The organism is Kitasatospora sp. NPDC056181, from assembly GCF_042266225.1.
Taxonomy (GTDB): Bacteria; Actinomycetota; Actinomycetes; order Streptomycetales; family Streptomycetaceae; genus Kitasatospora.
This window is the reverse complement of record NZ_JBHJUK010000032.1, coordinates 1-22,479: the sequence shown is the minus strand read 5'-3', so window position 1 is coordinate 22,479 and position 22,479 is coordinate 1. Positions and strand designations below refer to the sequence as shown.

The 22,479-nt window shown below is 72.6% G+C and carries 21 protein-coding genes, 1 tRNA gene and 1 pseudogene; 19 read left to right on the top strand and 4 right to left on the bottom strand.

Annotated elements, in window-relative coordinates:
• Positions 1 to 2 precede the first annotated feature (2 nt).
• A complete protein-coding gene (locus ACFC1F_RS15170; RefSeq protein ID WP_376158519.1) occupies positions 3 to 1,667 on the bottom strand; it encodes a helicase HerA-like domain-containing protein in 1,665 nt (554 codons plus the stop codon).
• A 149-nt stretch (positions 1,668 to 1,816) separates the two neighbouring features.
• Between ACFC1F_RS15170 and ACFC1F_RS15165 the strand changes: the two genes are divergently transcribed.
• Both ACFC1F_RS15165 and ACFC1F_RS15160 read left to right on the top strand, forming a co-directional pair.
• Entirely contained in the window at positions 1,817 to 2,113 is a 297-nt protein-coding gene (locus ACFC1F_RS15165; protein ID WP_030061387.1) for a type II toxin-antitoxin system VapB family antitoxin, read from the top strand.
• A gap of 235 nt (positions 2,114 to 2,348) precedes the next feature.
• Complete coding sequence (locus ACFC1F_RS15160) at positions 2,349 to 3,011, top strand: LytR C-terminal domain-containing protein (protein ID WP_376158517.1); 663 nt, start codon at positions 2,349 to 2,351, stop codon at positions 3,009 to 3,011.
• A 75-nt stretch (positions 3,012 to 3,086) separates the two neighbouring features.
• Here ACFC1F_RS15160 and upp read toward each other — a convergent pair whose 3' ends face one another.
• The gene (upp, locus tag ACFC1F_RS15155; protein WP_148643971.1) at positions 3,087 to 3,722 is read right to left on the bottom strand and encodes a uracil phosphoribosyltransferase; all 636 of its coding nucleotides are present in this window, start codon (positions 3,720 to 3,722) and stop codon (positions 3,087 to 3,089) included.
• A gap of 150 nt (positions 3,723 to 3,872) precedes the next feature.
• Here upp and ACFC1F_RS15150 point away from each other — a divergent pair, with 150 nt between their 5' ends.
• From ACFC1F_RS15150 to ACFC1F_RS15115, 8 genes are all read left to right on the top strand, one after another.
• Positions 3,873 to 4,097, top strand: coding sequence for a hypothetical protein (locus tag ACFC1F_RS15150; RefSeq protein WP_209416426.1), 225 nt, complete (start codon positions 3,873 to 3,875; stop codon positions 4,095 to 4,097).
• A 299-nt stretch (positions 4,098 to 4,396) separates the two neighbouring features.
• Positions 4,397 to 4,945 (top strand): tRNA adenosine deaminase-associated protein, encoded by a 549-nt coding sequence (locus tag ACFC1F_RS15145; protein ID WP_209416427.1) that lies wholly within the window; start codon positions 4,397 to 4,399, stop codon positions 4,943 to 4,945.
• Between the two features lie 39 nt (positions 4,946 to 4,984).
• A complete protein-coding gene (locus ACFC1F_RS15140; RefSeq protein WP_376158514.1) occupies positions 4,985 to 5,575 on the top strand; it encodes a nucleoside deaminase in 591 nt (196 codons plus the stop codon).
• Positions 5,576 to 5,703: 128 nt separating this feature from the next.
• A tRNA-Ser gene (locus tag ACFC1F_RS15135) sits at positions 5,704 to 5,793 on the top strand.
• A 453-nt stretch (positions 5,794 to 6,246) separates the two neighbouring features.
• The gene (locus ACFC1F_RS15130) at positions 6,247 to 6,411 is read left to right on the top strand and encodes a hypothetical protein (RefSeq protein ID WP_174315669.1); all 165 of its coding nucleotides are present in this window, start codon (positions 6,247 to 6,249) and stop codon (positions 6,409 to 6,411) included.
• A 62-nt stretch (positions 6,412 to 6,473) separates the two neighbouring features.
• On the top strand, positions 6,474 to 6,767 hold the full coding sequence (locus tag ACFC1F_RS15125) for a Dabb family protein (protein ID WP_148643967.1): 294 nt from the start codon (positions 6,474 to 6,476) through the stop codon (positions 6,765 to 6,767).
• A 616-nt stretch (positions 6,768 to 7,383) separates the two neighbouring features.
• Positions 7,384 to 8,181, top strand: coding sequence for an RNA polymerase sigma factor SigF (locus tag ACFC1F_RS15120; protein ID WP_374106170.1), 798 nt, complete (start codon positions 7,384 to 7,386; stop codon positions 8,179 to 8,181).
• Between the two features lie 188 nt (positions 8,182 to 8,369).
• Positions 8,370 to 9,323, top strand: coding sequence for an RNA polymerase sigma factor SigF (locus tag ACFC1F_RS15115; protein WP_376158512.1), 954 nt, complete (start codon positions 8,370 to 8,372; stop codon positions 9,321 to 9,323).
• Between the two features lie 55 nt (positions 9,324 to 9,378).
• On the opposite strand, the gene ACFC1F_RS15110 is transcribed toward ACFC1F_RS15115, so the two are convergent.
• Positions 9,379 to 10,332, bottom strand: a complete 954-nt coding sequence (locus ACFC1F_RS15110; protein WP_376158510.1) for a tyrosine-protein phosphatase — start codon at positions 10,330 to 10,332, stop codon at positions 9,379 to 9,381.
• Positions 10,333 to 10,745: 413 nt separating this feature from the next.
• Between ACFC1F_RS15110 and ACFC1F_RS15105 the strand changes: the two genes are divergently transcribed.
• From ACFC1F_RS15105 to ACFC1F_RS15070, 8 genes and pseudogenes are all read left to right on the top strand, one after another.
• Positions 10,746 to 13,100, top strand: coding sequence for a hypothetical protein (locus tag ACFC1F_RS15105; RefSeq protein WP_376158508.1), 2,355 nt, complete (start codon positions 10,746 to 10,748; stop codon positions 13,098 to 13,100).
• 106 nt (positions 13,101 to 13,206) lie between these two features.
• Complete coding sequence (gene pelF / locus ACFC1F_RS15100; protein WP_209416431.1) at positions 13,207 to 14,712, top strand: GT4 family glycosyltransferase PelF; 1,506 nt, start codon at positions 13,207 to 13,209, stop codon at positions 14,710 to 14,712.
• 34 nt (positions 14,713 to 14,746) lie between these two features.
• Positions 14,747 to 16,273: a hypothetical protein gene (locus tag ACFC1F_RS15095; protein WP_376158506.1), complete on the top strand. Its 1,527-nt coding sequence runs from the start codon at positions 14,747 to 14,749 to the stop codon at positions 16,271 to 16,273.
• 99 nt (positions 16,274 to 16,372) lie between these two features.
• The gene (locus ACFC1F_RS15090) at positions 16,373 to 17,365 is read left to right on the top strand and encodes an SDR family NAD(P)-dependent oxidoreductase (RefSeq protein ID WP_209416433.1); all 993 of its coding nucleotides are present in this window, start codon (positions 16,373 to 16,375) and stop codon (positions 17,363 to 17,365) included.
• A 71-nt stretch (positions 17,366 to 17,436) separates the two neighbouring features.
• Positions 17,437 to 18,138 (top strand): annotated as a pseudogene (locus ACFC1F_RS15085) (NDP-sugar synthase); the annotation flags it as partial.
• A gap of 149 nt (positions 18,139 to 18,287) precedes the next feature.
• Positions 18,288 to 19,193: an NAD(P)-dependent oxidoreductase gene (locus ACFC1F_RS15080; protein ID WP_209416434.1), complete on the top strand. Its 906-nt coding sequence runs from the start codon at positions 18,288 to 18,290 to the stop codon at positions 19,191 to 19,193.
• Entirely contained in the window at positions 19,190 to 19,873 is a 684-nt protein-coding gene (locus tag ACFC1F_RS15075; RefSeq protein WP_209416435.1) for a spherulation-specific family 4 protein, read from the top strand. Before ACFC1F_RS15080 ends, ACFC1F_RS15075 begins: the two co-directional genes overlap by 4 nt.
• Before the next feature lie 67 nt (positions 19,874 to 19,940).
• Complete coding sequence (locus ACFC1F_RS15070) at positions 19,941 to 20,963, top strand: endo alpha-1,4 polygalactosaminidase (protein WP_376158503.1); 1,023 nt, start codon at positions 19,941 to 19,943, stop codon at positions 20,961 to 20,963.
• 42 nt (positions 20,964 to 21,005) lie between these two features.
• On the opposite strand, the gene ACFC1F_RS15065 is transcribed toward ACFC1F_RS15070, so the two are convergent.
• Entirely contained in the window at positions 21,006 to 21,206 is a 201-nt protein-coding gene (locus ACFC1F_RS15065; protein ID WP_148643958.1) for a hypothetical protein, read from the bottom strand.
• Between the two features lie 190 nt (positions 21,207 to 21,396).
• Here ACFC1F_RS15065 and ACFC1F_RS15060 point away from each other — a divergent pair, with 190 nt between their 5' ends.
• On the top strand, positions 21,397 to 22,362 hold the full coding sequence (locus ACFC1F_RS15060) for an aldo/keto reductase (RefSeq protein ID WP_376158500.1): 966 nt from the start codon (positions 21,397 to 21,399) through the stop codon (positions 22,360 to 22,362).
• Positions 22,363 to 22,479 lie beyond the last annotated feature (117 nt).

Genomic DNA, 22,479 nt, shown 5'->3' with positions numbered 1-22,479 from the left:
CCTCAGCGCCGCCGCCGGGACGTCCCGAACAGGCTGCGCGAGATCTCCCGGCCGAGCTGCGTCCCGGCCGAGCGGGCGAAGGACTTCAGCGCCGCGTTGCTCATCAGCGCCCCGAGCAGCCCGCCACCGTCCTTCTCCTCCCGCTCCTCCCGCTCGTCCCGCCCGCCCCCCGAGGACGCGCGCCCCGCCGGGGGCGCGGGCTCCGTCACCGGGGCGGCCTCCGGTCGCGCCGCCCGCGCCGCCAGCTTCTCGTACGCCGACTCACGGTCGACCGCGTCCCGGTACCGGGCCGTCAGGGCGGACGCGTCCACCGCCGCCCGCAACGCCCCCGCCTCGACCGGCCCCATCAGCGACTGCGGCGCCCGCAGCCTGGTCGCCGCCACCGGCGTCGGGGCGCCCCGCTCCGAGAGCACCGTCACCACCGCCTCACCGGTGCCGAGCGAGGTCAGCAGCTCCCCCAGGTCGTACACGGAGGACTTGGGGAAGGTCGAGACCGTCGCCCTGAGCGCCTTGGCGTCGTCCGGGGTGAAGGCCCGCAGCGCGTGCTGCACCCGGTTGCCCAGCTGGGCCAGCACGTCCGACGGGACGTCCTTCGGCGTCTGGGTGACGAAGAAGATCCCGACGCCCTTGGACCGGATCAGCCGGACGGTCTGGGTGATCGCCTCCAGGAAGGCCTTGGACGCGCCGTTGAACAGCAGGTGCGCCTCGTCGAAGAAGAAGACCAGCTTGGGCTTCTCCAGGTCCCCCACCTCGGGCAGCTCCTGGTAGAGGTCGGCCAGCAGCCACATAAGGAAGGTGGAGAAGAGCCGCGGCCGGTCCTGCACCGCGGGCAGCTCCAGCACCGAGACGACGCCCCGCCCTCCCCCGCCCTCCGAGCCGGCGGTGCCCCCGCCCGTCGTCCGCAGCAGCTCCGCGGTGTCGAACTCCGGCTCGCCGAAGAACGCCCCCGCGCCCTCGTTCTCCAGCAGGGTCAGCGAACGCAGGATCACCCCGGCGGTGGCGGCGGAGAGGCCGCCGATGCCCTTCAGCTCCTCCTTGCCCTCCGGCGAGGTGAGGAAGGTGATGACGGCGGTGAGGTCCTTGAGGTCGTACAGCTCCAGGCCGCTGCGGTCGGCGTAGTGGAAGACCAGCCCGAGCGAGGACTCCTGGGTCTCGTTCAGGTCCAGCACCTTGGAGAGCAGCAGCGGGCCGAAGCTGGTGACGGTGGCCCGGACCGGGATCCCGGTGCCGAGGCCGCCGAGTGCGTAGAACTCGGCCGGGCAGCCCTGCGGCGACCAGCTCTGACCGACCTCGGCGGCGCGGGCGGTGGTCCGCTCGCTCGGCGTGCCGGGTGCGGAGACGCCGGAGACGTCGCCCTTGACGTCGGCCAGGAACACCGGCACGCCCTGCGCGGAGAGCTGTTCGGCGATCAGCTGGAGGGTCTTGGTCTTGCCGGTGCCCGTGGCGCCCGCCACCAGCCCGTGACGGTTGAGCACCCCGAGCGGCACCCGCACCTGGGCGCCGGCGTGGGCGGTGCCGTCCAGCAGCACCGCGCCGAGGTCGAGGGCCGGCCCGGTGAAGGCGTATCCGTCGGCGATCTCCCGCACCCGGGCGGGCAGGCCGGCGGCGGACGGCGGCTCGACGGGGGACGGCTGCCCGGCGGGGCTCGACGGCTCGGCGGGGGGCATCGGATCACACTCCAGAGGCAGAGCTGAGGAACGACGTTCGCGACATTTCCCATGAAACAGCCGCAATCGTCCACCCGCAGCTCGCGTTGGAGCGCGTGGCGGCGACGCGGCTGCTGGGCCATCCGCCGCCCAAACGGTAGGCTTTCCGTGTGATCTTCAAGCGCATCGGCAATGGGCGGCCGTACCCGGATCACGGCCGGACCAGCACCCGCCAGTGGGCGGACGTCGCCCCGCGTCCGGTGCGGCTGGACCAGCTGGTGACCACCAAGGGCCAACTCGACCTGGAGACCCTCCTCGCGGAGGACTCCACCTTCTACGGCGACCTCTTCGCCCACGTCGTGAAATGGCACGGCGACCTCTACCTGGAGGACGGGCTGCACCGGGCCGTGCGCGCCGCGCTGCAACAGCGCCAGGTGCTGCACGCCCGTGTCCTCGAAATGGAGTGACGGGCCGCTCCCGCGTGCACCCGCACCGCCTTCCGGCCTCCCGCCGGAGGGCGGTCGGTTCGTACCCGGATACCCCCGTTCGGGTACCGGCGTACTCCAGATGATGATCATTTAGTACCTTCGCAGCCGTCCGGCACTAGTCTGCTGACTACGGCCGCGACCACGGCGAACGCCAACCCCGGCCGACCCGTCACCCGATCCCCGCCCTGGCACGAGGGGGAGACAAACCGTGAGCATGTTGACTCCCCAAGGCCTGAAGGGGAAGCAGTACCGCGTCACCGGCAACAGCTATCCACGGCTGGGCCGGCCGCCCCGGAAGAGCCGCAAGGTCATGGCCCTGATCGGCTCGCTGCTCGCGCTGGCGCTCATCGCGCTCGGCGGCGTCCAGCTCTACGACATCTTCACCGGCAAGGGCAAGAACGCCTCCGCCCAGGCCTGCGCGTCGCCGTCCGGCAAGGCGCTGGCCGCGCCCACCCCCACCCCGGACGCGTCCCCCGGCGCCCCCGGCGGCGACCCGCACGCCATCCCGCAACCGACCGGCTTCAAGCTGAACGTCTTCAACGCCACCACCAAGTCCGGCCTGGCCGGGCGGACCGCCGACGAGTTCACGAAGCGCGGCTTCACCGTGGACAAGAAGGGCAACGCCCCGGCCGAGCTCGACAAGAAGGTGCCCGGCACCGCCGTGGTGATCGCCGGCCCGGCCGGCGCCGGAGCCGCCACCCTGATCAGCTCGCAGATCGCCGGCGCCACCATCAGCACCGACGCCCGCACCGACAACAGCGTGGACGTCGTCGTCGGCGACAGCTACAACGCCCTGCTGGACGAGACCCAGGCCGCCGCGGCACTGGCCCTGGCGACCAAGCCCTCCCCGACCCCGAGCGCCACCGGCAGCTGCTGAGCGGCCCGGCCCCGGACGTACGAGAGCCCCCCGGCACGGTGCCGGGGGGCTCTCAGCTGCTCGGGGGGAGGGTGCTCAGCCCGCGGTGCCGTAGAGGCGGTCGCCCGCGTCGCCCAGGCCGGGGACGATGTAGCCGTTCTCGTTCAGCCGCTCGTCGACCGCGGCGGTGACGACGGTGACCGGAAGGCCGGTCAGCTCCTTCTCCATCACCGCGACGCCCTCGGGCGCGGCCAGCAGCACCACGGCGGTGACGTCGGTGGCGCCCCGCTCGATCAGCATGCGGATCGCCGCGACCAGCGTGCCGCCGGTCGCCAGCATCGGGTCGAGCACGTAGACCTGGCGGCCGGAGAGGTCGTCCGGCATCCGGGTGGCGTAGGTGGAGGCCTCCAGGGTCTCCTCGTTGCGCACCATGCCGAGGAAGCCGACCTCGGCGGTCGGCAGCAGCCGGGTCATCCCGTCCAGCATGCCGAGGCCGGCCCGGAGGATCGGCACCACCAGCGGGCGCGGGTAGCTCAGCCGCGTGCCGGTGGTGACCGCCACCGGGGTGGTGATCTCCACCTCCTCGGTGCGGACGTCCCGGGTGGCCTCGTAGGCGAGGAGGGTCACCAGCTCGTCGGTCAGGCGACGGAAGGTCGGCGAGTCGGTGCGCTCGTCGCGCAGGGTGGAGAGCTTGTGGGCGACCAGGGGGTGGTCGACGACGTGGATCCGCATGCATCGAGGTTAGCCCGGCCCGGACGCCCGTACGACACGTCGCGGCCTGCCGTGTTCACTCTGCAGTGACACGCCGTGACGCACCGCGAATCTCAGGACGGAACGGCCTCCTGTGGTATCAACCGGACCGATCTGGGAAAGTCACGTCGTATGACGAGCAACCCGAGGACCGGGGACGGCTCGGCGGACGGGCTCCCGGGCCCGTCGGGCGGGCGCCCGGACCATCCGGAGACCGAGGCGGAACGCCGCAAGCGGCGGGCCGTCTTCCTGCGCGAGCTCGCCGAGGCGCGCGAACTGCGTGAGCGGGTGCAGCCCCGCCGGACCAAGGAACGGCGGATGCGCGAAGCCCTGCGGATGCGAACCTTCCGGATCTGAAGGGTCTCCCGTCCCCTCCGGATCACTCCCCCGCCCCTCCCGGGCCCCCTTCCGGCCACCGCGCGACCGCCGTTCGAGCGGTCTCGGCGCGCCCCGGCGGGCGTACACCGGCCCCCGGCCAGTCCTTCCGACACGACCTGCAAAGACGCGCTGCCGAACACCCCCCGCAACGGCGGGCTTTCTGTCACGATTCCGATGGGACGGTCCGAACAGCGGACCGCCTCTGGCGCGGGGGCGGCCAGGTTCCGCGTTGCCCGAGCGCGCCGACAGCCGAGACCGAGATCTTGGGAGTGTCCCTGGTGGCGTACTTCGCTGCAGTGCTTGCTCGCACCGAGGACGGGTGGGATGTGAGCGAGACGGAACTCGACGACGTCGAAACCCTGGCCGATCTGGCCGATGTGGCCCGCGAGGCCGCCCAGGACGACGACAGCGTCCTGGTCTTCATCGAGCAGGAGGACGCCTGGTTCGCCGTCGTCCGGGTCGACGGTGAGGAGGACCCGCGCATCTTCGTGTCGGACGGCGCCGCCGCCGCGCGCAGCTCGTACGGCTCCGTCCTCACCGACGAGCTGGTCGACCAGGCCGGCGAGAGCGAGTTCGGCGACCTCGACAACCTGGTCGCCGAGCTGGAGGACGAGGAGGTGGCGCAGGAGCAGGAGGAGGACGACGACGCGGGCACCCGCGGCGGCGTCCCGGTCGGCCCGCTGGGCGACTCCCACCTGCTCTCCGAGTTCGGGCTGCCCTCCGAGGAGCTGCTCGCCCTCAGCGGCGAGGGCGCCGTTCCGGGCGACGCCCTGGAGGAGATCGCCGAGGCCCTCGGCTGCGGCGAGGTCCTGGAGGCGGTCCGGTAGCGACCGGTGCCCGTCACCGGATGCCGGACACTGGATGCCATGCAGTCCGCGTCCGCCCGCCAGACAGTCCTACCGGCTGTCCCGCAGATAGCCCCGCTCCCCGCCCCCGTCCGCCCCGACCCGGTCCGCGACCGCTGGGCGGCGCCGATGCGCCTCGCCATCGCCGAGGCCGCACTGGCGCCGGCCACCGGGGACGTCCCGGTCGGGGCGCTCGTCCTGGGCCCGGACGGCGAGGTGATCGGACGCGGCCACAACGAGCGCGAGGCGGTCGGCGACCCGACCGCCCACGCCGAGGTCGTCGCCATCCGCGAGGCGGCCGCCAATTTGGGAGCGGCCGCGCGAAGCGCTCCGAACGGGGGTGGTGGCGGGCGACGGGAGGGCGAGTGGCGCCTCAGCGGCTGCACCCTCGTGGTCACCCTGGAGCCCTGCACCATGTGCGCGGGCGCCATCGTCCTCTCCCGGATCGACCGGGTGGTCTACGGCGCCCTCGACGAGAAGGCCGGCGCCGCCGGCTCCCTCTTCGACGTGATGCGCGACCGCCGGCTCAACCACCGCCCCGAGGTCGTCCCGGGCGTCCTGGCCGACGACTGCGCCGAACAGCTCCGCGCCTTCTTCGGCACCCACCGCTGAACACCCACCGCTGAACACCCCGCCGAACACCCCGCCGAACCCCGCCGCGCACCCCCGCAGGCGACCCGCAGGACCCCCTCCCGATACGGATTTCGTGACGGAGCCACCCGTCCGGTAGAGTTCCCCTCGGTAGCGTGTCCGAGCGGCCAAAGGAGCACGCCTCGAAAGCGTGTGTGGGGGCAACTCCACCGTGGGTTCGAATCCCACCGCTACCGCCAGCAACACGAGGGCCCCGTCCGCACCGGACGGGGCCCTCGTCGTTCCCGCGCACCCTCATACGCGGAAAGGGCTCCGCGCCCTGGGCCGATGACCACCAACGCCCTTCGAGCACGGAGCCTGGAGGGGGGAGCGGCCCAGGGGGGAACAACCGCTCCCCCGGGCGGAGTCCCACAACCGGGGCCGCGTCGGGGGAAGTCGCGGTGCCCGGTCCCACAGCGGGGAGCTCCGGATCCACACACCGGGGATTCCTGCCAGATCCTCGGCACATCAACCATCCTGCTCGACGCATCGCGCCGGGGCACCCGGAGAAAGGCCCCACCCAAGGGGACCTTCGTCCCGCCGGGCGAACGCGTCGCACACTTGATAGGCCGTCCGGTGGATAAGCTGCCCAATGCAGAGGGACGCTCGGGGACCGAATGGCGGCGGCCCACAGCAGGGAGGAAGGCCACCGGATGGCGCAGGCGAAGAAGATCGGCATGGTTCTCCTGCTCGTCTTCGTGCTCTACACGATCATCACCTCGCCGGCCCGCGCCGCCGAGCTCGTCCAACTGGGCTTCGAGGGCATCTCGAACGCCGCCAAGGCGATCGGCACCTTCATGACCGGGCTGGTGAAGTAGCCGCTCCGGCACCGGCTACGGTGGGCGCGTCCCTCAACCCCCCGTCCGCGAGGAGCGGCATCGTGATCCGGCACCTGGTCCTGTTCAAGCTCAATGAAGGCGTCAGCAAGGACGACGAGCGCGCGCTCGCCGGCGCCAAGGCCTTCGAGGCCCTCGGCCCGGTCATCCCCGAGCTGCGCGAGTGGGAGTGCGGCTGGAACACCACCGAGCGCGACATCGCCCACGACTACGCGATCAACAGCCTGGTCGAGGACCGCGAGGCGCTCCAGGCCTACCTCACCCACCCGGCCCACCAGGCCGCGGCCGGCCAGTGGCGCGAGTTCGCCACCTGGGTGATCGCCGACATCGAGGTCTGATCCCGGGACATCCCCCGGACGGACCGCGGCGCCCCTCCCGAGACCCGGGCGGGGCGCCTTGCTCTGTCCCGGAACGATCCTCCGGAGGCCCCGCCGGATGACCCGGTGAAGCACCCCCGCACCACCAACACACCTCTACGCGGTGCTTGCCCGACCTGCGCCCGCCTTGTGATGCTATGACCGGTTTTGCCGGACATGGCGAGGTGGTGAACCCAGACGCGACGCCCGATCCGCAAGTCCCACCATTGTCGACTTTGGGAGGGGTGACGTGTCCGTGCGGACACCAGGGAGCGCGCCGGGAACCGATACCGGGCCGGCCACTGCACAGACCAGTACGGGGGCCGCCGCACCGGCGCCGGCCCCGCCCGCACAGGGCCAGGCGCAACCCCCGGCCCAGCCCCCGCCGCAGACCCCGCCCCAGGCCCAGGCCCAGAGCTCCGTTCAGACCCAGACCCCGTCCCAGAGCTCCGTTCAGACCCAGACCCCGTCCCAGAGCTCCGTTCAGACCCAGGCCACCGTTCAGGCCCAGGCCTCCGTTCAAGCCCAGGCCCAGCCCCCCGTCCAGGCCGTGCCGCCCGAGGAGGTGCTGGCCGCCGTCATCGGCCCGGCCGGCGAACTGCGCCCGGACGGTCTGCGCGGCCCCGGCGGGCGCCCCGTGGTGGACGTCCGGACGCTGACCCGGGTGCTCTTCGAGCGGCTCGCCGAGCTGCCCCCGGACACCCCCGAGCGGGAGCGGGTCCGGGCCGCCCTGATCGAGGTCAACATCCCGCTGGTCCGCTACGCGGCGACCCGGTTCCGCAGCCGCAGCGAGCCGATGGAGGACGTCGTCCAGGTCGGCACGATCGGCCTGATCAACGCGATCGACCGGTTCGACCCCACCCGCGGCGTCCAGTTCCCGACCTACGCCCTGCCGACCATCCTCGGCGAGATCAAGCGGTACTTCCGGGACAACGTCCGCACCATGCACGTGCCGCGCCGGCTCCAGGAGCTCTGGGTGCAGGTCAGCGGCGCGATGGAGGAGCTGACGGTGACCCACGGCCGGGCCCCCAAGGTGCCGGAGATCGCCGCCAGCCTGCGCATCCCCGAGGAGGACGTCCGGGCCTGCCTGGACGCCGGGCGGGCCTACAACGCGGCCTCCCTGGAGGCGGCGCAGGAGCACGAGGGCGGGCTCGCCCTGCTGGACCGGCTCGGCTACGAGGACTCGGCGCTGGCCGAGGTCGAGCACCGGGACATGGTCCGCCACCTGCTGGTGCAGCTGCCGGAGCGGGAGCGGCGGATCGTCATGCTGCGGTTCTTCGCCAACCTGACGCAGTCGCAGATCAGCACCGAGCTGGGGATGTCCCAGATGCACGTCTCACGCCTTCTGTCCCGGATCCTGGCCAGGCTTCGGACCGGCAACTCCTGGGAAGACTGAGCATCACAATCCCCTCAGAGCACGGCAAAAGGGCACCCGGAACGGGATTGCTGCGCGTTACCGACGCGTGACGTCTTGCGACCTTCGGGTTTGCCGGGGACCGTGTTCCGGTATGGAGGGGGAGGGCGTCGCCGGGAACCTCAGTGCGACAGCCTCCGTTCAACTGTCAGTCACAAGGGGGTGGGTGCATGTCCGGAGATCTGGGCGCTGCGGAGATCCACGGTGGTCGGGCCAGTGGCACAACGGTCGCCGTCGACCTGATCCCGGTGCAGCGCGGCCCGGCCGCAGCCCCGCCCGCCCCCGGGGCCCCGCCGGGGGCCGTCGGACGGACGGTGCCCGGGGCGTCCGCCCACGCGCCCGCGGAGGCGCCGTCCGGTGCCGCGCTGGACACCCGGACGCTCTCCCGCTCGCTCTTCCTGCGCCTGGCCGCCCTGGAGGCCGGCAGCGCCGAGCACACGTACGTCCGCGACACCCTGATCGAGCTCAACCTGCCGCTGGTCCGGTACGCCTCGGCCCGGTTCCGCAGCCGCAACGAGCCGATGGAGGACATCGTCCAGGTCGGCACGATCGGCCTGATCAAGGCGATCGACCGGTTCGACCCGGAGCGCGGGGTGGAGTTCCCCACCTTCGCGATGCCGACCGTCGTCGGCGAGATCAAGCGCTTCTTCCGGGACACCAGCTGGTCGGTCCGGGTGCCCCGGCGGCTCCAGGAGCTGCGGCTGGCGCTCACCAAGGCCGGCGACGAGCTGGCCCAGCGGCTCGACCGCTCCCCCACCGTCGCCGAGCTGGCCGCCTGCCTGGGCGTCAGCGAGGAGGACGTGGTCGAGGGCCTGGCGGTGGGCAACGCGTACACCGCCAGCTCGCTGGACTCCAGCCCCGGCGAGGAGGACGGTGACGGCCCGCTGGCCGAGCGGCTCGGCTACGAGGACCTCGCGCTGGAGGGCGTGGAGTACCGCGAGTCGCTCAAGCCGCTGCTGGCCAAACTGCCGCCGCGCGAGCGCCGGATCATCATGCTGCGGTTCTTCGCCAACCTCACCCAGTCGCAGATCGGCGAGGAGATCGGCATCTCCCAGATGCACGTCTCCCGACTGCTGACCAGGACCCTCACCCAACTGCGCGAGGGCCTGATCAGCGAGGGCTGACGGCACGCCCGGGACCGAGTGCCACCCGGCGTCCTGACGCGCCCCTGAGGGGCGCTCAGGGCGCCGTGAGCAGGTTGGCCCGCAGGCCCTCCAGCACCTCGTCGTCCAGCCCGAGTCCGTCCCGCCAGAACCCCTGGAAGGTGCCCCAGCCGGTCGCGACCTCCTCGAAGGCCGCCTCCAGGTAGGAGCGCTCCGCCCGGAAGACCGGGAGCAGCAGCTCCGGCTCCTGCATCAGGCCGCGGGTGAAGAAGCTGTCGACGATGTTCTCGACGATCCCGGCGGAGCGCTCGTTGGTGAGCAGGTAGTCGGCGAAGACCGTCTCGCGGTCCACGCCGAGGGCGGTCAGCAGGATCGCGGCCGTCCAGCCGGTGCGGTCCTTGCCGGCCGAGCAGTGGAAGAGCAGCGGCGGGCCGTCCGGCGCGGCCAGCAGGCGCAGCACCACGGCGAAGCGCTCGCGGGCCACCTGGTCGGTGACGAACCAGCGGTAGAGGCCGGTCATCATCGCGGCGGCCCTGCCGTCGCCGAGCAGGGCGCGCTGCTTCTCCGGGCTGCGGTCCGCCAGCGCGTCACGCAGCGTCACGTAGATGTCGAAGTCGGCGGCGAAGACCGGCACGTGGTGCAGGGTCACGCCGTCCGGCGTGGCGGGCTCCACGGTGATCGGGGTGGCCGACATCTCGGCGGCCGCGATCGCGGCGACCGGCAGGCCGGGGACCCGGTCGGGGCCGGCCTCGCGGACCTCGTCGAGGCTGCGCAGGTCGACCACCTGGCGCAGGCCGAGTGAGCCGAGCAGGCCGAGATCCGCGTCGGTGAGCCGGTTGAGGCCGTCGCTGCGCAGCGCGACGCCGTGCCGCAGCACCGTGCCGCCGGCCGCCCGGTAGCCGCCGAGATCGCGGGCGTTGACGGCGCCCTGCAGGCCGAGGCTCCGGGCCGGCAGGTCCGCGTCCGGGGCGCCCTGCGCCGCTTTCCGGGTGGCCTCGATAACGGCGGTCTCGGTCTGCTGCTCGGTCACGCGGCGGCCTCCATTGGATATTCGGACTGTGACATGGCACAACCCTGCGCGATATTGCATGAACCTGCCCGACGGAACGGGAGGATGTGCCAGAGTGTCATGCGCAACGCCGCCAGTGTAGGGCGCGCCACAGCCAGCCCCAGCGCACGGTGGGTGACCAGCGGTAACGCTCAGGCTTCGGGTTTTAATTTTCAATTCATTATTTGCGCAGCGGGTGCAGTTCCGGCCACAATCAGCGCCTTCATGGCATCGCCATGAACGTTGGTAACAGATTCGCTGCACTCCCGCCCATTTGGTCCCAATCGGTGCGGAGTCTCCACCAGGATGGGCGCCGGGCAGCCTGCTGCCCGCGAACAGCGACAGGGCAGGCGAGCGCCGAGCAGCGGAGCGCCCTGCCCAGGGGAGGAACACACATGGGTCGAGCGACCCGAAGAGTTGCCGCATGCGCGGCAGCAGTCCTGCTGGCCGGCGGCCTGCAGTCGTCCCTCGCACACGGTGCCAGCACGGCTCCCAGGATCGACCTCACGGTCCTGGTGATCAGTGACGGCGGGCCCGCGACGGCGGCCGTCGCCGCCGAGCTGAAGAGCCAGGGCACCCCGTACAAGGTCGTCGACCTCAACGACGCCAACCGCCCGGTCATCGATGCCGCCTTCCTCAGCGACACGGTCAACGGGCAGCCTCGCGGCAAGTACCAGGGCATCGTCATGCCCAACAACAACCCGTTCGCGGCGGGCTCCGCCGAGATGACGGCCCTCGCCACCTACGAGGCCGCCTTCGGCGTGCGCCAGGTCGACGCGTACACCTACGCCCAGCCGGACGTCGGCCTGAACTGGGCGGCGAACCCGGGCTACATGGGCAAGCTGGACGGTGTCCAGGGCCAGGTCACCACGGCCGGCCTGGCCGGCCCGTTCGGTTACCTCAAGGGCGCCGTGCCCTTCGAGGACAACGACCCGTCGGTGGACGAGAGCTACGGCTACCTGGCCACCCCGCTGGCCTCGCTGCCGGCCGGCGCCTCGTTCACGCCGCTGGTGGACGCCCCGATCCCGGGCTCCACCGCGCGCGGCTCGCTGGTCGGCGAGTACAGCCACGACGGCCGCAAGGAACTGGTCGTCACCTTCGTCTACAACCAGTACCAGCAGCAGTACCGGCTGCTGGCGCGCGGCATAGTCGACTGGATAACCCAGGGCGTCCACCTCGGCTACGACCGCAACTACTTCGCGGCCCACGTGGACGACGTCTTCCTGGCCGACGACCGCTGGGACACCGCGCTGAAGTGCACCCCCGGCGACGTCACCTGCCCGCCCGGCACCCCCGAGACGGCCAACCCGATCCGGATGACGGTCGCCGACGCGCAGTACGCCAAGCAGTGGCAGACCGCCAACAACTTCACCATGGACATGGTGTTCAACGGCGGCGGCAGCGAGGACTGGAAGGCCGACCACGAGACCACCACCGACCCGGTGGTGGACCAGATGATCGCCGACCAGACCAGCTACCGGTGGATCAACCACACCTACACGCACCCGTACCTGGGCTGTCTCCAGGACGTCTCGGTGGTGCCGTGGAAGTGCACGAAGGACGCCTCCGGCAACACGGTCTGGGTCGACCAGGCCACCATCACCTCCCAGATCAAGAACAACCTCGACTGGGCCACGGCGCGCAACCTGCACCTGGACAAGACCGAGCTGGTCACCGGTGAGCACTCCGGTCTGCTGACCGCCCCGCAGGAGACCAGCGACAACCCGTACCTGGCCCCCTCGCTGGTCGCCAACGGCGTCAAGTGGACGGCCAGCGACGCCTCCCGCGAGCCCGCCCAGCGGGCCGTCGGCTCGTCCACGCTGACCGTGCCGCGGTACCCGATGAACGTCTTCTACAACGCCGGCACGGCGAAGGAGGAGACCGACGAGTACAACTGGATCTACACCAGCGCGGCCAAGGGCGGCAGCGGCGTCTGCGAGAACAACGCCAACTCCACCTGCCTGCCGGCACCGCTGGACGTCAACACCGGCTACCAGTCGTACATCGTTCCGCTGGAGGCCCGGATCGACCTCGGCCACGTGCTGAGCAACGACCCGCGGCCGCACTTCATCCACCAGTCGAACCTGTCCGAGGACCGGATCGTCTACCCGGTGCTGGAGAAGGTCCTCTCGACCTACCGCTCGCTGCACGCCGACAACGCCCCGATCGTGAACCTGGCGCAGAAGGACATCGGCGCCGAGTTCCAGCGGCGCGCGGCCTGGAACGCGGCCCTCGCCTCCGGCCAGGTCACCGCGTACCGGGTCGGCGACACCGTGACGGTGTCCGCCCCGGCCGGCGTCCAGATCCAGGCCACCATGCCCACCGGCACCACGCAGAAGCTGTCCATCGGCACCACGCCGTTCGGCACCGCGTACGCCGGTACGCTGTCCGGCTGGGTGAAGCCCGCTCTGCTGCAGAGCGCCGTGACGCTGAAGCTGGCCGCAGCCCCGGCGGCGGCCCCGGCCGTCACGCCGAACGTCGCCGCCCAGTCGGTGACCGCACCGGCGCCGGCCGACAAGAAGGTCGTGCCGCAGGGCACCGCCGACGCCGTCCCGGCCGGCCCCGGCGACACCGTCCGGACCGACGCGCCGGTGCTGATCCCCGGTAGCGGGGCACCGGTCGCGGGCAAGGGCGCCACCACCGGTTCCGCCGGCAAGGGCACCGCCCAGGGCAGCAGCAAGACCGGCAAGGCCTCCGGGGGGAAGGCCGACCCGGCCAAGAAGACCGCCGGGACGACCGGCACCCGCTAAGAGGTGATACCGGTGGTGGGGCCGGGCCGTCCCCCGGCCCCACCACCGGCACCCGACCGGCCCTTCGGGCCGGACGCTTGACGCAAGGACAGGAGGGGGGAAAGCCATGCGCGTCACCCTGCTCACCGAGGGGACGTACCCGCACCAGCACGGCGGTGTGAGCGTCTGGTGCGACCAGCTCGTCCAGGGCATGCCGGACGTCGACTTCGACATCATCGCCGTCACGGGCACCGGCCACGAACCGCTGGCCTGGGAGCTGCCCGCCAACGTGCGGTCCGTCACGACCGCGCCGCTCTGGGGCCCGGCCACCGAGGGCAGAGCCCCGCGGGGCAAGGAGATGCGCCGCTTCCTCAACGCGTACGAACGCTTCCTGCACTCCATCCTCGACCCGGTCTACACCACCCACTTCGGCACCGAGCTGTACGGCTTCGCCGACCTCGCCCGCCGCGGGCTGCTCAGCCCGGCACTGCGGAGCGAGCGCGCCCTGCGCACCCTGCAGCACGTGTGGACCCGCGACTACCTCTCCACCGCCGTCTCCAGGCCCACCCTGCACGACGCGCTCAACGCCACCGACCTGCTGGAGCACGCGCTGCGCCCGCTGTCGGCCGAGCCGCCCAAGGAGGGCGTCGCGCACGCCGCCAGCGGCGGCCTGGCCACCCTGCCGGGGCTGATCGCCTCACAGCAGTACGGCGTACCGTTTCTCCTCACCGAGCACGGCATCTACCTGCGCGAGCGCTACCTCGGCTACCGCACAGGCCCGTACCGCTGGCCGGTCAAGGCACTGCTGCTCGGCTTCTACCGGATGCTCGCCGAGGAGAGCTACCGGCGGGCCGCGCTGGTCACCCCCGGCAACCGGTACAACCGGCGCTGGGAGGAGCGCGGCGGCACGCCGTCCGCGCACATCCGCACCGTCTACAACGGCGTGGACCCGGCGGCCTTCCCGCCCGCCGGACCCGAGCCGCAGACGCCCACGCTCAGCTGGGCCGGCCGGGTCGACCCGATCAAGGACCTGGAGACGCTGATCCGGGCCTTCGCGATCGTCCAGCGCGAGATACCCGAGGCCCGGCTGCGGCTGTTCGGCGGCACGCCCAAGGGTGGCGAGGCGTACCGCGACGGCTGCATAGCCCTGGCCGCCGAGCTCGGCATCGCCGACTCGGTGGCCTTCGAGGGCCGCGTCGCCGACATCACCGACGCGTACGCGGCGGGGAACGTGGTGATGCTCTCCAGCATCAGCGAGGGCTTCCCGTTCACCCTGATCGAGGCGATGTCCTGCGGCCGCTCCACCGTCTCGACCGACGTGGGCGGCGTGCGCGAGGCCGTCGGCGACACCGGCCTGGTCGTCCCCCCGCGCGAACCCGAACCCATGGCCGCCGCCGCCATCGAGCTGCTGCGCGACCCCGAGCGCCGCGCCCGGCTGGGCGAGCAGGCCCGGCTGCGGGTGATCGAGCAGTTCACGCTCCGCCAGAACATCGACGGCTTCCGCGGCATCTACACCGAGCTGCTGGGCACCTCCCGCTGGCTGCCGAACGGCGTGGTCGCGGTCCAGGACGGCGCCCCGGCCGGCTGGGACGAGCCCGTGGCCCTGGGCGAGCGCGACGAGGTGACGGCGTGAACGAGCGAACCATGGAGTACAGCGAGGTGGCGGCGTGAGTGGACCCCTCCGTCTCGTCCCCGACGAGGCCGGCCCGGACTGGGCCGAACAGACCGTGCAGCTGCGCACCCTCCCGCGCAAGCGCCGCCGGCAGGCGGTGCCCGCGCAGCCGGTCGAGCCGCAGGAGCAGCTCGACCTCTCCCCCGACCCGCTGGACGAGCTGGCCGAACGGCTCGCCGACGTCTGCGCGGACGCCGTCCACCCCTACGAGATCGCGGCCTTCCTGGAGTCCGACGGCCTCTCCGACGAGCAGGCCGGGCTGCTGTACGGCCGCCCCGACGCGTTCACCGTCGCCGAGGAGCTGTTCGAGAAGGTCGAGCGCCGCTACCCCGGCCCGAGCGCCGAGTTCGCCAACCCCTGGCGGGCCGACCCCTGGCGCTGCGTGGTCCGCGGACTGGTCTTCGCCCTGCCCGGACTCGGCTACCTGCTCGGCGCCAACCTGTTCGCGGCCACCCGGATGCGATTCGGCCTCCCCTCGGGGATGCTCGCGCTCTCGGTGGCCACCCTGGTCAGCTGGTCCTGGAACCAGGCGCTGGCGCACCGCTCGTACGCCTGGCTCGGCCGCGGCCGGCGCCGGGCGGCCGGGCTCTGCCTGGCCGTCGGAGCTCCGCTGGGCGCGCTGGTCGCGGCCACCGCCGGGTACGTGATCGGCGGCCCGCTCGGGGCGCTCTGCTTCGCCGCCGGGCAGTCCGGCTACCTGGCGGCGGCCACCGTGCTGCTGGTACTCGGCCGGGAGAAGTTCCTGCTGGTCGCGCTGGCGCCGTCCGCGGTCGGCGCGGGCGTGGTGCTCGCCGTCGACGTGCCGCAACTGGTCCGCACGGTCGTCCTGCTGTCCTCGCTCGGGCTGGCGGTGGGGCTGGCCGCCCGGGAGATCGTCCGCTGCCTGCGCAGCGAGCAGGACTCCACGGCCCTGAGGCTCCCGCTCCTGCACGAGCTGCCGCACCTGCTGTTCGGGCTGGCGGTCGGCACGCTCACCCTGATCGCCGGCCTCGGCGCCACCGTCCACCAGGCGGTCCGCACCGGCGCCGCCGAAGGCGCGTCAGCCAGCCCGACGGGGCCGGCGATGATCGCGCTGACGCTCAGCCTCGGGCTCGCCGAGTGGCTGCTCTTCCGCTACCGGGCGATGGCCGTCGCCGCGCTGCGGACCAGCCACACCCCGGCCGCGTTCGTCCGCCGCACCGGCGGCGTGCTGCTCGGCTGCCTGTTCATCTACCTCACCACCGTGGCCGCGCTGGACGCCGCCGCCACCGTGCTCTGGCCCGGCGCCCCGGCGCTCGGCGTCCCGGAGCTCGGTGCGCTGCTGCTGCTGGGCGGCTCGCTCTGGCTGGCGCTGCTGCTGAACGCCTTCGGGCTCAGCTGGAGCACGGCCCTGATCTGTCTGGCAGCCGCGGGCGCCGAGTGCACCGCGCTGCTGACCGGGGTGGACCCGACCGTCCTGCAGCTGATCGGCTGCGGGGCCGCGGCGGCCGTCCTCACCGCAATCGCCGGGCCCGTGCTCGGCCGCACCACCAAGCACCGCTGAACCGTCCGACACCACCGACCACCGGCCACGGCCGGTGCACGCCGGGCCACCACTGACGTCCCGCCCGGCCGTCCCCGAGGAACAGAAAGCGAATCACGCATGAGCAGCGTCGCCGTCACCGGAGCCGAGGGCTTCATCGGCTCCCACCTCGTCGAGACCCTGGTCGCCGACGGACACCAGGTCCGCGCCATGGTCCAGTACAACTCCTTCTCCTCCTTCGGCTGGCTGGAGACCCTGTCCAAGGAGGTGCTGGAGTCGGTCGAGATCGTCCTCGGCGACGTCCGCGACCCGGGCTCCGTCAACGGCCTGGTCAAGGGCACCGAGGCGGTCTACCACCTGGCCGCACTGATCGCGATCCCGTACTCGTACCGGGCCCCGCACTCGTACGTCGACACCAACGTCACCGGCACCCTCAACGTGCTGGAGGCCGTGCGCCACCTGGAGATCCCCCGCCTGGTGCACACCTCCACCAGCGAGACCTACGGCACCGCGCAGACCGTGCCGATCACCGAGGACCACCCGATCAACACCCAGTCCCCGTACGCCGCCTCCAAGGCCGGCGGGGACCGGCTGGCCGACAGCTACCACGCCAGCTTCGAGACCCCGGTCGTCACGCTGCGCCCGTTCAACACCTTCGGCCCGCGCCAGTCGATGCGCGCCGTCATCCCGACCGTGATCGCCCAGGTCGCGGCCGGCGAGACCGAGATCACCCTCGGCGACCTGCGCCCCACCCGCGACTTCACCTTCGTCAAGGACACCGCCAACGCCTTCCGCACGGTCGGCACCGCCCCGGCCGAGACCGTGGTCGGCAAGACCTTCAACGCCGGCACCGGCGGCGAGATCTCGGTCGGCGACCTGGTCACCCTGGTCGGCAAGCTGATGGGCGTCGACCTCCTGGTGAAGGAGGACGAGCAGCGCATCCGCCCGGCCAACTCCGAGGTCATGCGGCTCGTCGCGGACGCCACCCGGCTGCGCACCGCCACCGGCTGGGCACCCGCCTTCTCGCTGGAGGAGGGCCTGGAGCAGACCATCGAGTTCTTCCGCGACCCGGCCAACCTGGCCCGCTACAAGACCGACATCTACAACGTCTGACGCCGCCGCACCACCTGCCAGAACTCGCTAACCAAGGCTCCTGTCGCACTAAATTCCGTGGGGGAAACACCATGCATGCAGTGATCCTGGCCGGCGGTAAGGGCGTCCGTCTCCGCCCCTACACCACCGCGCTCCCCAAGCCGCTCGTCCCGATCGGCGACCAGCACGCGATCCTGGAGATCGTGATGCGCCAGCTCGCCGCCGCGGGCTTCAAGACCGTCACCCTGGCCATCGGCCACCTCGGCCACATCATCCGCGCGTACGTCGGCAACGGCTCCCAGTGGGGCCTGCGGGTCGGCTACGCCGTCGAGGACAGCCCGCTCGGCACCATGGGCCCGTTGCTCACCATGCAGGACCGGCTGCCCGAGAACTTCCTGGTGATGAACGGCGACATCCTCACCGACCTGGACTTCGCCGGGGTGCTCAAGCACCACGAGGCCTCCGGGGCGCCGCTCACCATCGCCACCTACGCCCGCCAGGTCAAGATCGACTTCGGCGTGCTGACCACCGACTCCGGATCCATCACCGGCTTCCAGGAGAAGCCGAGCATCGACTACCGGGTCTCGATGGGCGTCTACGGCGTCTCCCGCTCGGCGCTCGCCAAGTACACGCCCGGCCTGCCGCTCGGCTTCGACGAGCTCGTGCTGGACCTGCTCGCCGCCCAGACCCCGCCGTCCGCCTACGAGTTCGGCGGCTACTGGCTGGACATCGGCCGCCCCGACGACTACGACCGGGCCAACGCCGAGTTCTCGCTCATCCGCTCGCAGCTGATGCCGGCCGAGTCCGAGGGCCTGTACGCCGTCCCGGGCGGGCAGGAGCAGCCGGTCCCGGCCGCCCGCACCGCACCGGACGCCGGTCTCGCCGCCGCACCCGACCAGCCCGCCACGGCCGCCGCCGGCCCCGAGAAGGACGGACGGGCCGCGTGAGGATCCTGCTGCTCGGCGCGGACGGCTTCCTCGGCCGGCACGCCGCCACCGTCCTGCGGTCGCTGCCCGGCGCCACCGTGCTGACCGCCGGGCGCCGGCCCGACCACGACCTGCGCCTCGACCTGGCCACCGCCCAGGCCGGCCCGCTCGGCGAGGAGCTGGCCGCGCTCGCCCCCGACGCGGTGGTCAACTTCGCCGGCGCGGTGGCCGGCAGCGCGGTCACGCTCGCCGAGGTCAACGCCCGTGGCCCGGCCGTGCTCTGCGAGGCGCTCCGGGAGGGCGCCCCGAAGGCCCGGCTGGTGCACATCGGCTCGGCCGGCGAGTACGGCGTCTGCGCCCCCGGCAGCTCGCTCGCCGAGGACGCCGACGCCCGCCCGGTCGGCGTCTACGGCGCCACCAAGCTCGCCGGCTCCCTCGCGGTGGCCGGCTCGCCGCTGGACGCCGTCGTGCTGCGGGTCTTCAACCCGGTCGGCCCGGGCGCCCCGGCCGGCTCGCTGCCCGGCCGGCTCGCCGCCGAGCTGCGCCGGGCCGCCCCGGAAGGTGCCGACGGCGTGGTGAAGGTCGGGGACCTCTCGGCCCACCGCGACTTCGTCGACGCCCGGGACGTCGCCCGCGCGGTCGGCCTGGCCGTCGCCGCCGAGCGCCCGCTGCCCCGGGTGCTCAACCTGGCCTCCGGCCGGGCACAGCCGGTCCGGGCGATCGCCGACGGCCTGGTCGCGGCGGCCGGCTTCACCGGCCGGATCGACGAGAGCGGTGCCGGCTCCGAGCGCTCGGCCGCCGTCTCCTGGCAGCAGGCCGACGTCTCGGCCGCCGCCCGGGAGCTCGGCTGGCACCCGGAGACCGGCCTCGCCGACACCCTGCGCGACCTCTGGCTCAGCACCGGCCCACTGGTCGCCGCATGACCGGCGCAAGCCCGAACGACGGCCGCCTGCTGGTGCCGCTGTACGTCCACCCCGCGGTGGACCCGGCGGCCTGGCAGGCGGTCGCCGCCGCCGACCCGGGCCGGATCGCCGCCGTCGTGCTCAACCTCGCCGACGGCCCCGGCGACACCCCCGACAACGTCTTCGCCGAGGCCGCCGACGAGCTGCACAAGGCCGGCCTCCCGCTGCTCGGCTACGCCGACACCGACTACGGCCGACGGCCGCACGCCGCCGTGGTGAACGACATCCTGACCTACCGTCAACGCCACGGCATCACCGGCGTCTACCTCGACCAGGTCGCCACCCATCCGGGCGCGCTGGCGCACTACCGACGGCTCGCCACCGCGGCCCGCGCCGCCGGCTGCGCCACCGTGGTGTTCGGCCACGGCGACCACCCCGACCCCGGATACGCCGAGGTCGGCCTCGCCGACCTGCTGGTCACCTTCGAGGGCGACTGGACGGCCTACCGGGAGATGACCCTGCCGCTCTGGACCGGACGGCACGCCGCCGCACGGTTCTGCCACCTCGTGTACGACGTCCCCGCCGACCAGGCCCGGGACGCCGTCGCCCTGATCGCCGCACGCCGGGCCGGTGTCGGCTGCGCCGTCCCGGGCGCCGGGGAGAACCCCTGGAGCACCCTTCCGCACGGCCTGGCCGTCTGACCGACCACCCGACCTTCCCGCCGCACCGTCGCCGAACCGACCTGATCCGACTCGGAGTTCGACCACCGTGACACGCCGCACCCGGCCCCTGCTGGCCGCCCTCGCCCTGACCACCGCCCTGCTGGCGACCTCGTGCAGCAGCTCGGGTTCGGAGGACGGGGACGACTCCTCGGCCGACGCCACCGGCACCCAGCCGCCCGCGGCCACCGCCACCACCGAGCCGGGCACCCCGTCGGCACCCACGACGGCCACTCCCGGAACTCCCGGGACCCCCGCGACTCCCGGCACGCCCAGCACCCCGGGCACCCCCGGAGCCACCCCGGCGACCCCGGGCACCCCCGGCAGTCCGTCGGCCCCCGGCACGCCCGGCACGCCGCCGCAGCCCGCAGGCTCCCGTTGGCAGCCCACCCCCGGCCTCGCCTGGCAGTGGCAACTCGGCGGCGGCGTCGACCAGTCGGTGGACGTCCCGGTCTACGACATCGACGGCTTCGAGACCGACGCCGCGACCGTCGCCGCCCTGCACGCCAAGGGCCGCAAGGTGATCTGCTACATCAACGCCGGGTCCTGGGAGGACTTCCGCCCCGACTCCACCGCCTTCGCCAAGGCCCTCCAGGGGGACGGCAACGGCTGGAAGGGCGAGAAGTGGTTCGACATCCGCAAGATCGACCAGCTGAAGCCCCTGATGGCCTCCCGCTTCGACATGTGCAGGAGCAAGGGGTTCGACGCCGTCGAACCGGACACCATCGAGGCCTACAACCAGAACAGCGGCTTCCCGCTGACCGCCGACGACCAGCTCCGGTACAACCGCATGCTGGCCGGGCTCGCGCACGAACGCGGCATGGCGATCGGCCTGAAGAACGACCTGGAGCAGATCCCCGCCCTGCTGCCCGACTTCGACTTCGCCGTGAACGAGGAGTGCGCCCAGTTCAACGAGTGCGCCCGGCTCTCGCCGTTCGTGCAGGCGGGCAAGGCGGTCTTCCACGTCGAGTACAAGCTCGGCACGGAGAAGTTCTGCGAGAAGACCAAGTCCCTCGGCTTCAGCTCGATGCAGAAGAAGCTCGAACTGGACGCCTGGCGGAAGCCCTGCTGACCCGACAGGGCGGGCAGTCCGCCAGGCACTCCGTCCAGCGGGTTACTTGACCGCCAACCAGATGACGGCACCCAGAACGGCCAGCGCGACGACGGCGATCACCGCGATCAGGCCGGTCCGGCTGCCGTTGCTGGTGCTGCCGTAGGTGGAGACGGAGCCCGGCGCCTGGGGTGCCGGGCTCTCGTCGACGAACGCCCGGAACATCTGGGTGCTGCCGGCGGGGTCGTAGTCGTTGTCAGCCATGGCACGGACTCTAACGAATCCGTGGACCCCGCCGACACCCCGGACCCTCCTCCGGCACGCTCCCCCCACGTCTCCCCCCTCCTGTCCTCCCAGGGTTCGTCCCCGCTCCCTTGCGACAGGGGTGCGACAAGCGTGTGAAGTCCGCCCGGATCATGGAATGCCCACCCGCCCGATCCGGTTGACTCCGCTCATGACCGGAAACCACAGTGACGCCCCCGGCCGGGTCCGGCTGGGCACCTCCGACCTCGCCGTGTACCCGCTCTCCCTCGGCGGCAACGTCTTCGGCTGGACGGCCGACGAGGAGCAGTCCTTCGCCGTCCTCGACGCCTACGCAGCCGCCGGCGGCAACTTCGTCGACACCGCCGACACCTACTCCTCCTGGGTGCCCGGCAACGTCGGCGGCGAGTCCGAGACCATCATCGGCAACTGGATCCGCAGCCGGGGCAACCGCGACGACCTGGTGATCGCCACCAAGGTCGGCCTGCACCCCGAGGCCCGCGGCCTGAGTGCGGCCAACATCAAGTCCTCGGTCGAGGGCTCGCTGCGCCGCCTCGGCACCGACCGCATCGACCTCTACTACACCCACCAGGACGACGACACCCCGGTCGAGGAGTTCGTCACCGCGCTGAACGAGCTGGTGAAGGAGGGCAAGATCCGCGAGGTCGCCGCCTCCAACATCAGCGCCGAGCGGCTCGCCGAGGCGCTGGCCTTCGCCGCGAGCGAGGGCCTGGCCAAGTACGTCGCCGTCCAGCCGCACTACAACCTGGTCTCCCGCGCCACCTTCGAGGGCCCGCTGGCCGACGTGGTCGCCGACCACGGCCTGGCCACCGTCCCGTACTACGCGCTCGCCTCCGGCTTCCTCACCGGCAAGTACCGCCCCGGCGGCGGCGAGGTCGCGAGCGCCCGCTCCGAGGGCGCCTCCCGCTACCTGGCCGACCCGCGCGGCCCCAAGGTCCTGGAGGCGCTGGACACCGTCGCCGCCGAGCACGGGGCCGAGCCCGCCACGGTCGCCCTGGCCTGGCTCAACGCCCGCCCGACGGTCGCCGCCCCGATCGCCAGCGCCCGCACGGTCGAGCAACTCCCCCCGCTGCTGGCCGCCGCCTCCCTGCGCCTCACCCCGGAACAGCTCACCCTGCTGAACACCGCCTCCGCGTGAGCGGAGCCCCCCTCCGGGCGGGCACGGCAGCGGCCCGGGCGGTACGGCAGCGGGCCCCCACGGGACGGGTCCCGGCGGGGGCGCCCCCCGGCCGCCGCCGGGCCGGCGCCCGGGCCG

Coding starts and splice junctions, on each gene's coding strand:
- ACFC1F_RS15115 (WP_376158512.1), top strand. CDS start 8,370: ATGTCCGGAGATCTGGGCGCTGCGGAGATCCACGGTGGTCGGGCCAGT.
- ACFC1F_RS15170 (WP_376158519.1), bottom strand. CDS start 1,667: ATGCCCCCCGCCGAGCCGTCGAGCCCCGCCGGGCAGCCGTCCCCCGTC.
- ACFC1F_RS15150 (WP_209416426.1), top strand. CDS start 3,873: ATGACGAGCAACCCGAGGACCGGGGACGGCTCGGCGGACGGGCTCCCG.
- ACFC1F_RS15130 (WP_174315669.1), top strand. CDS start 6,247: ATGGCGCAGGCGAAGAAGATCGGCATGGTTCTCCTGCTCGTCTTCGTG.
- ACFC1F_RS15075 (WP_209416435.1), top strand. CDS start 19,190: ATGACCGGCGCAAGCCCGAACGACGGCCGCCTGCTGGTGCCGCTGTAC.
- pelF (WP_209416431.1), top strand. CDS start 13,207: ATGCGCGTCACCCTGCTCACCGAGGGGACGTACCCGCACCAGCACGGC.
- ACFC1F_RS15060 (WP_376158500.1), top strand. CDS start 21,397: ATGACCGGAAACCACAGTGACGCCCCCGGCCGGGTCCGGCTGGGCACC.
- ACFC1F_RS15105 (WP_376158508.1), top strand. CDS start 10,746: ATGGGTCGAGCGACCCGAAGAGTTGCCGCATGCGCGGCAGCAGTCCTG.
- upp (WP_148643971.1), bottom strand. CDS start 3,722: ATGCGGATCCACGTCGTCGACCACCCCCTGGTCGCCCACAAGCTCTCC.
- ACFC1F_RS15065 (WP_148643958.1), bottom strand. CDS start 21,206: ATGGCTGACAACGACTACGACCCCGCCGGCAGCACCCAGATGTTCCGG.
- ACFC1F_RS15140 (WP_376158514.1), top strand. CDS start 4,985: ATGCAGTCCGCGTCCGCCCGCCAGACAGTCCTACCGGCTGTCCCGCAG.
- ACFC1F_RS15160 (WP_376158517.1), top strand. CDS start 2,349: ATGTTGACTCCCCAAGGCCTGAAGGGGAAGCAGTACCGCGTCACCGGC.
- ACFC1F_RS15090 (WP_209416433.1), top strand. CDS start 16,373: ATGAGCAGCGTCGCCGTCACCGGAGCCGAGGGCTTCATCGGCTCCCAC.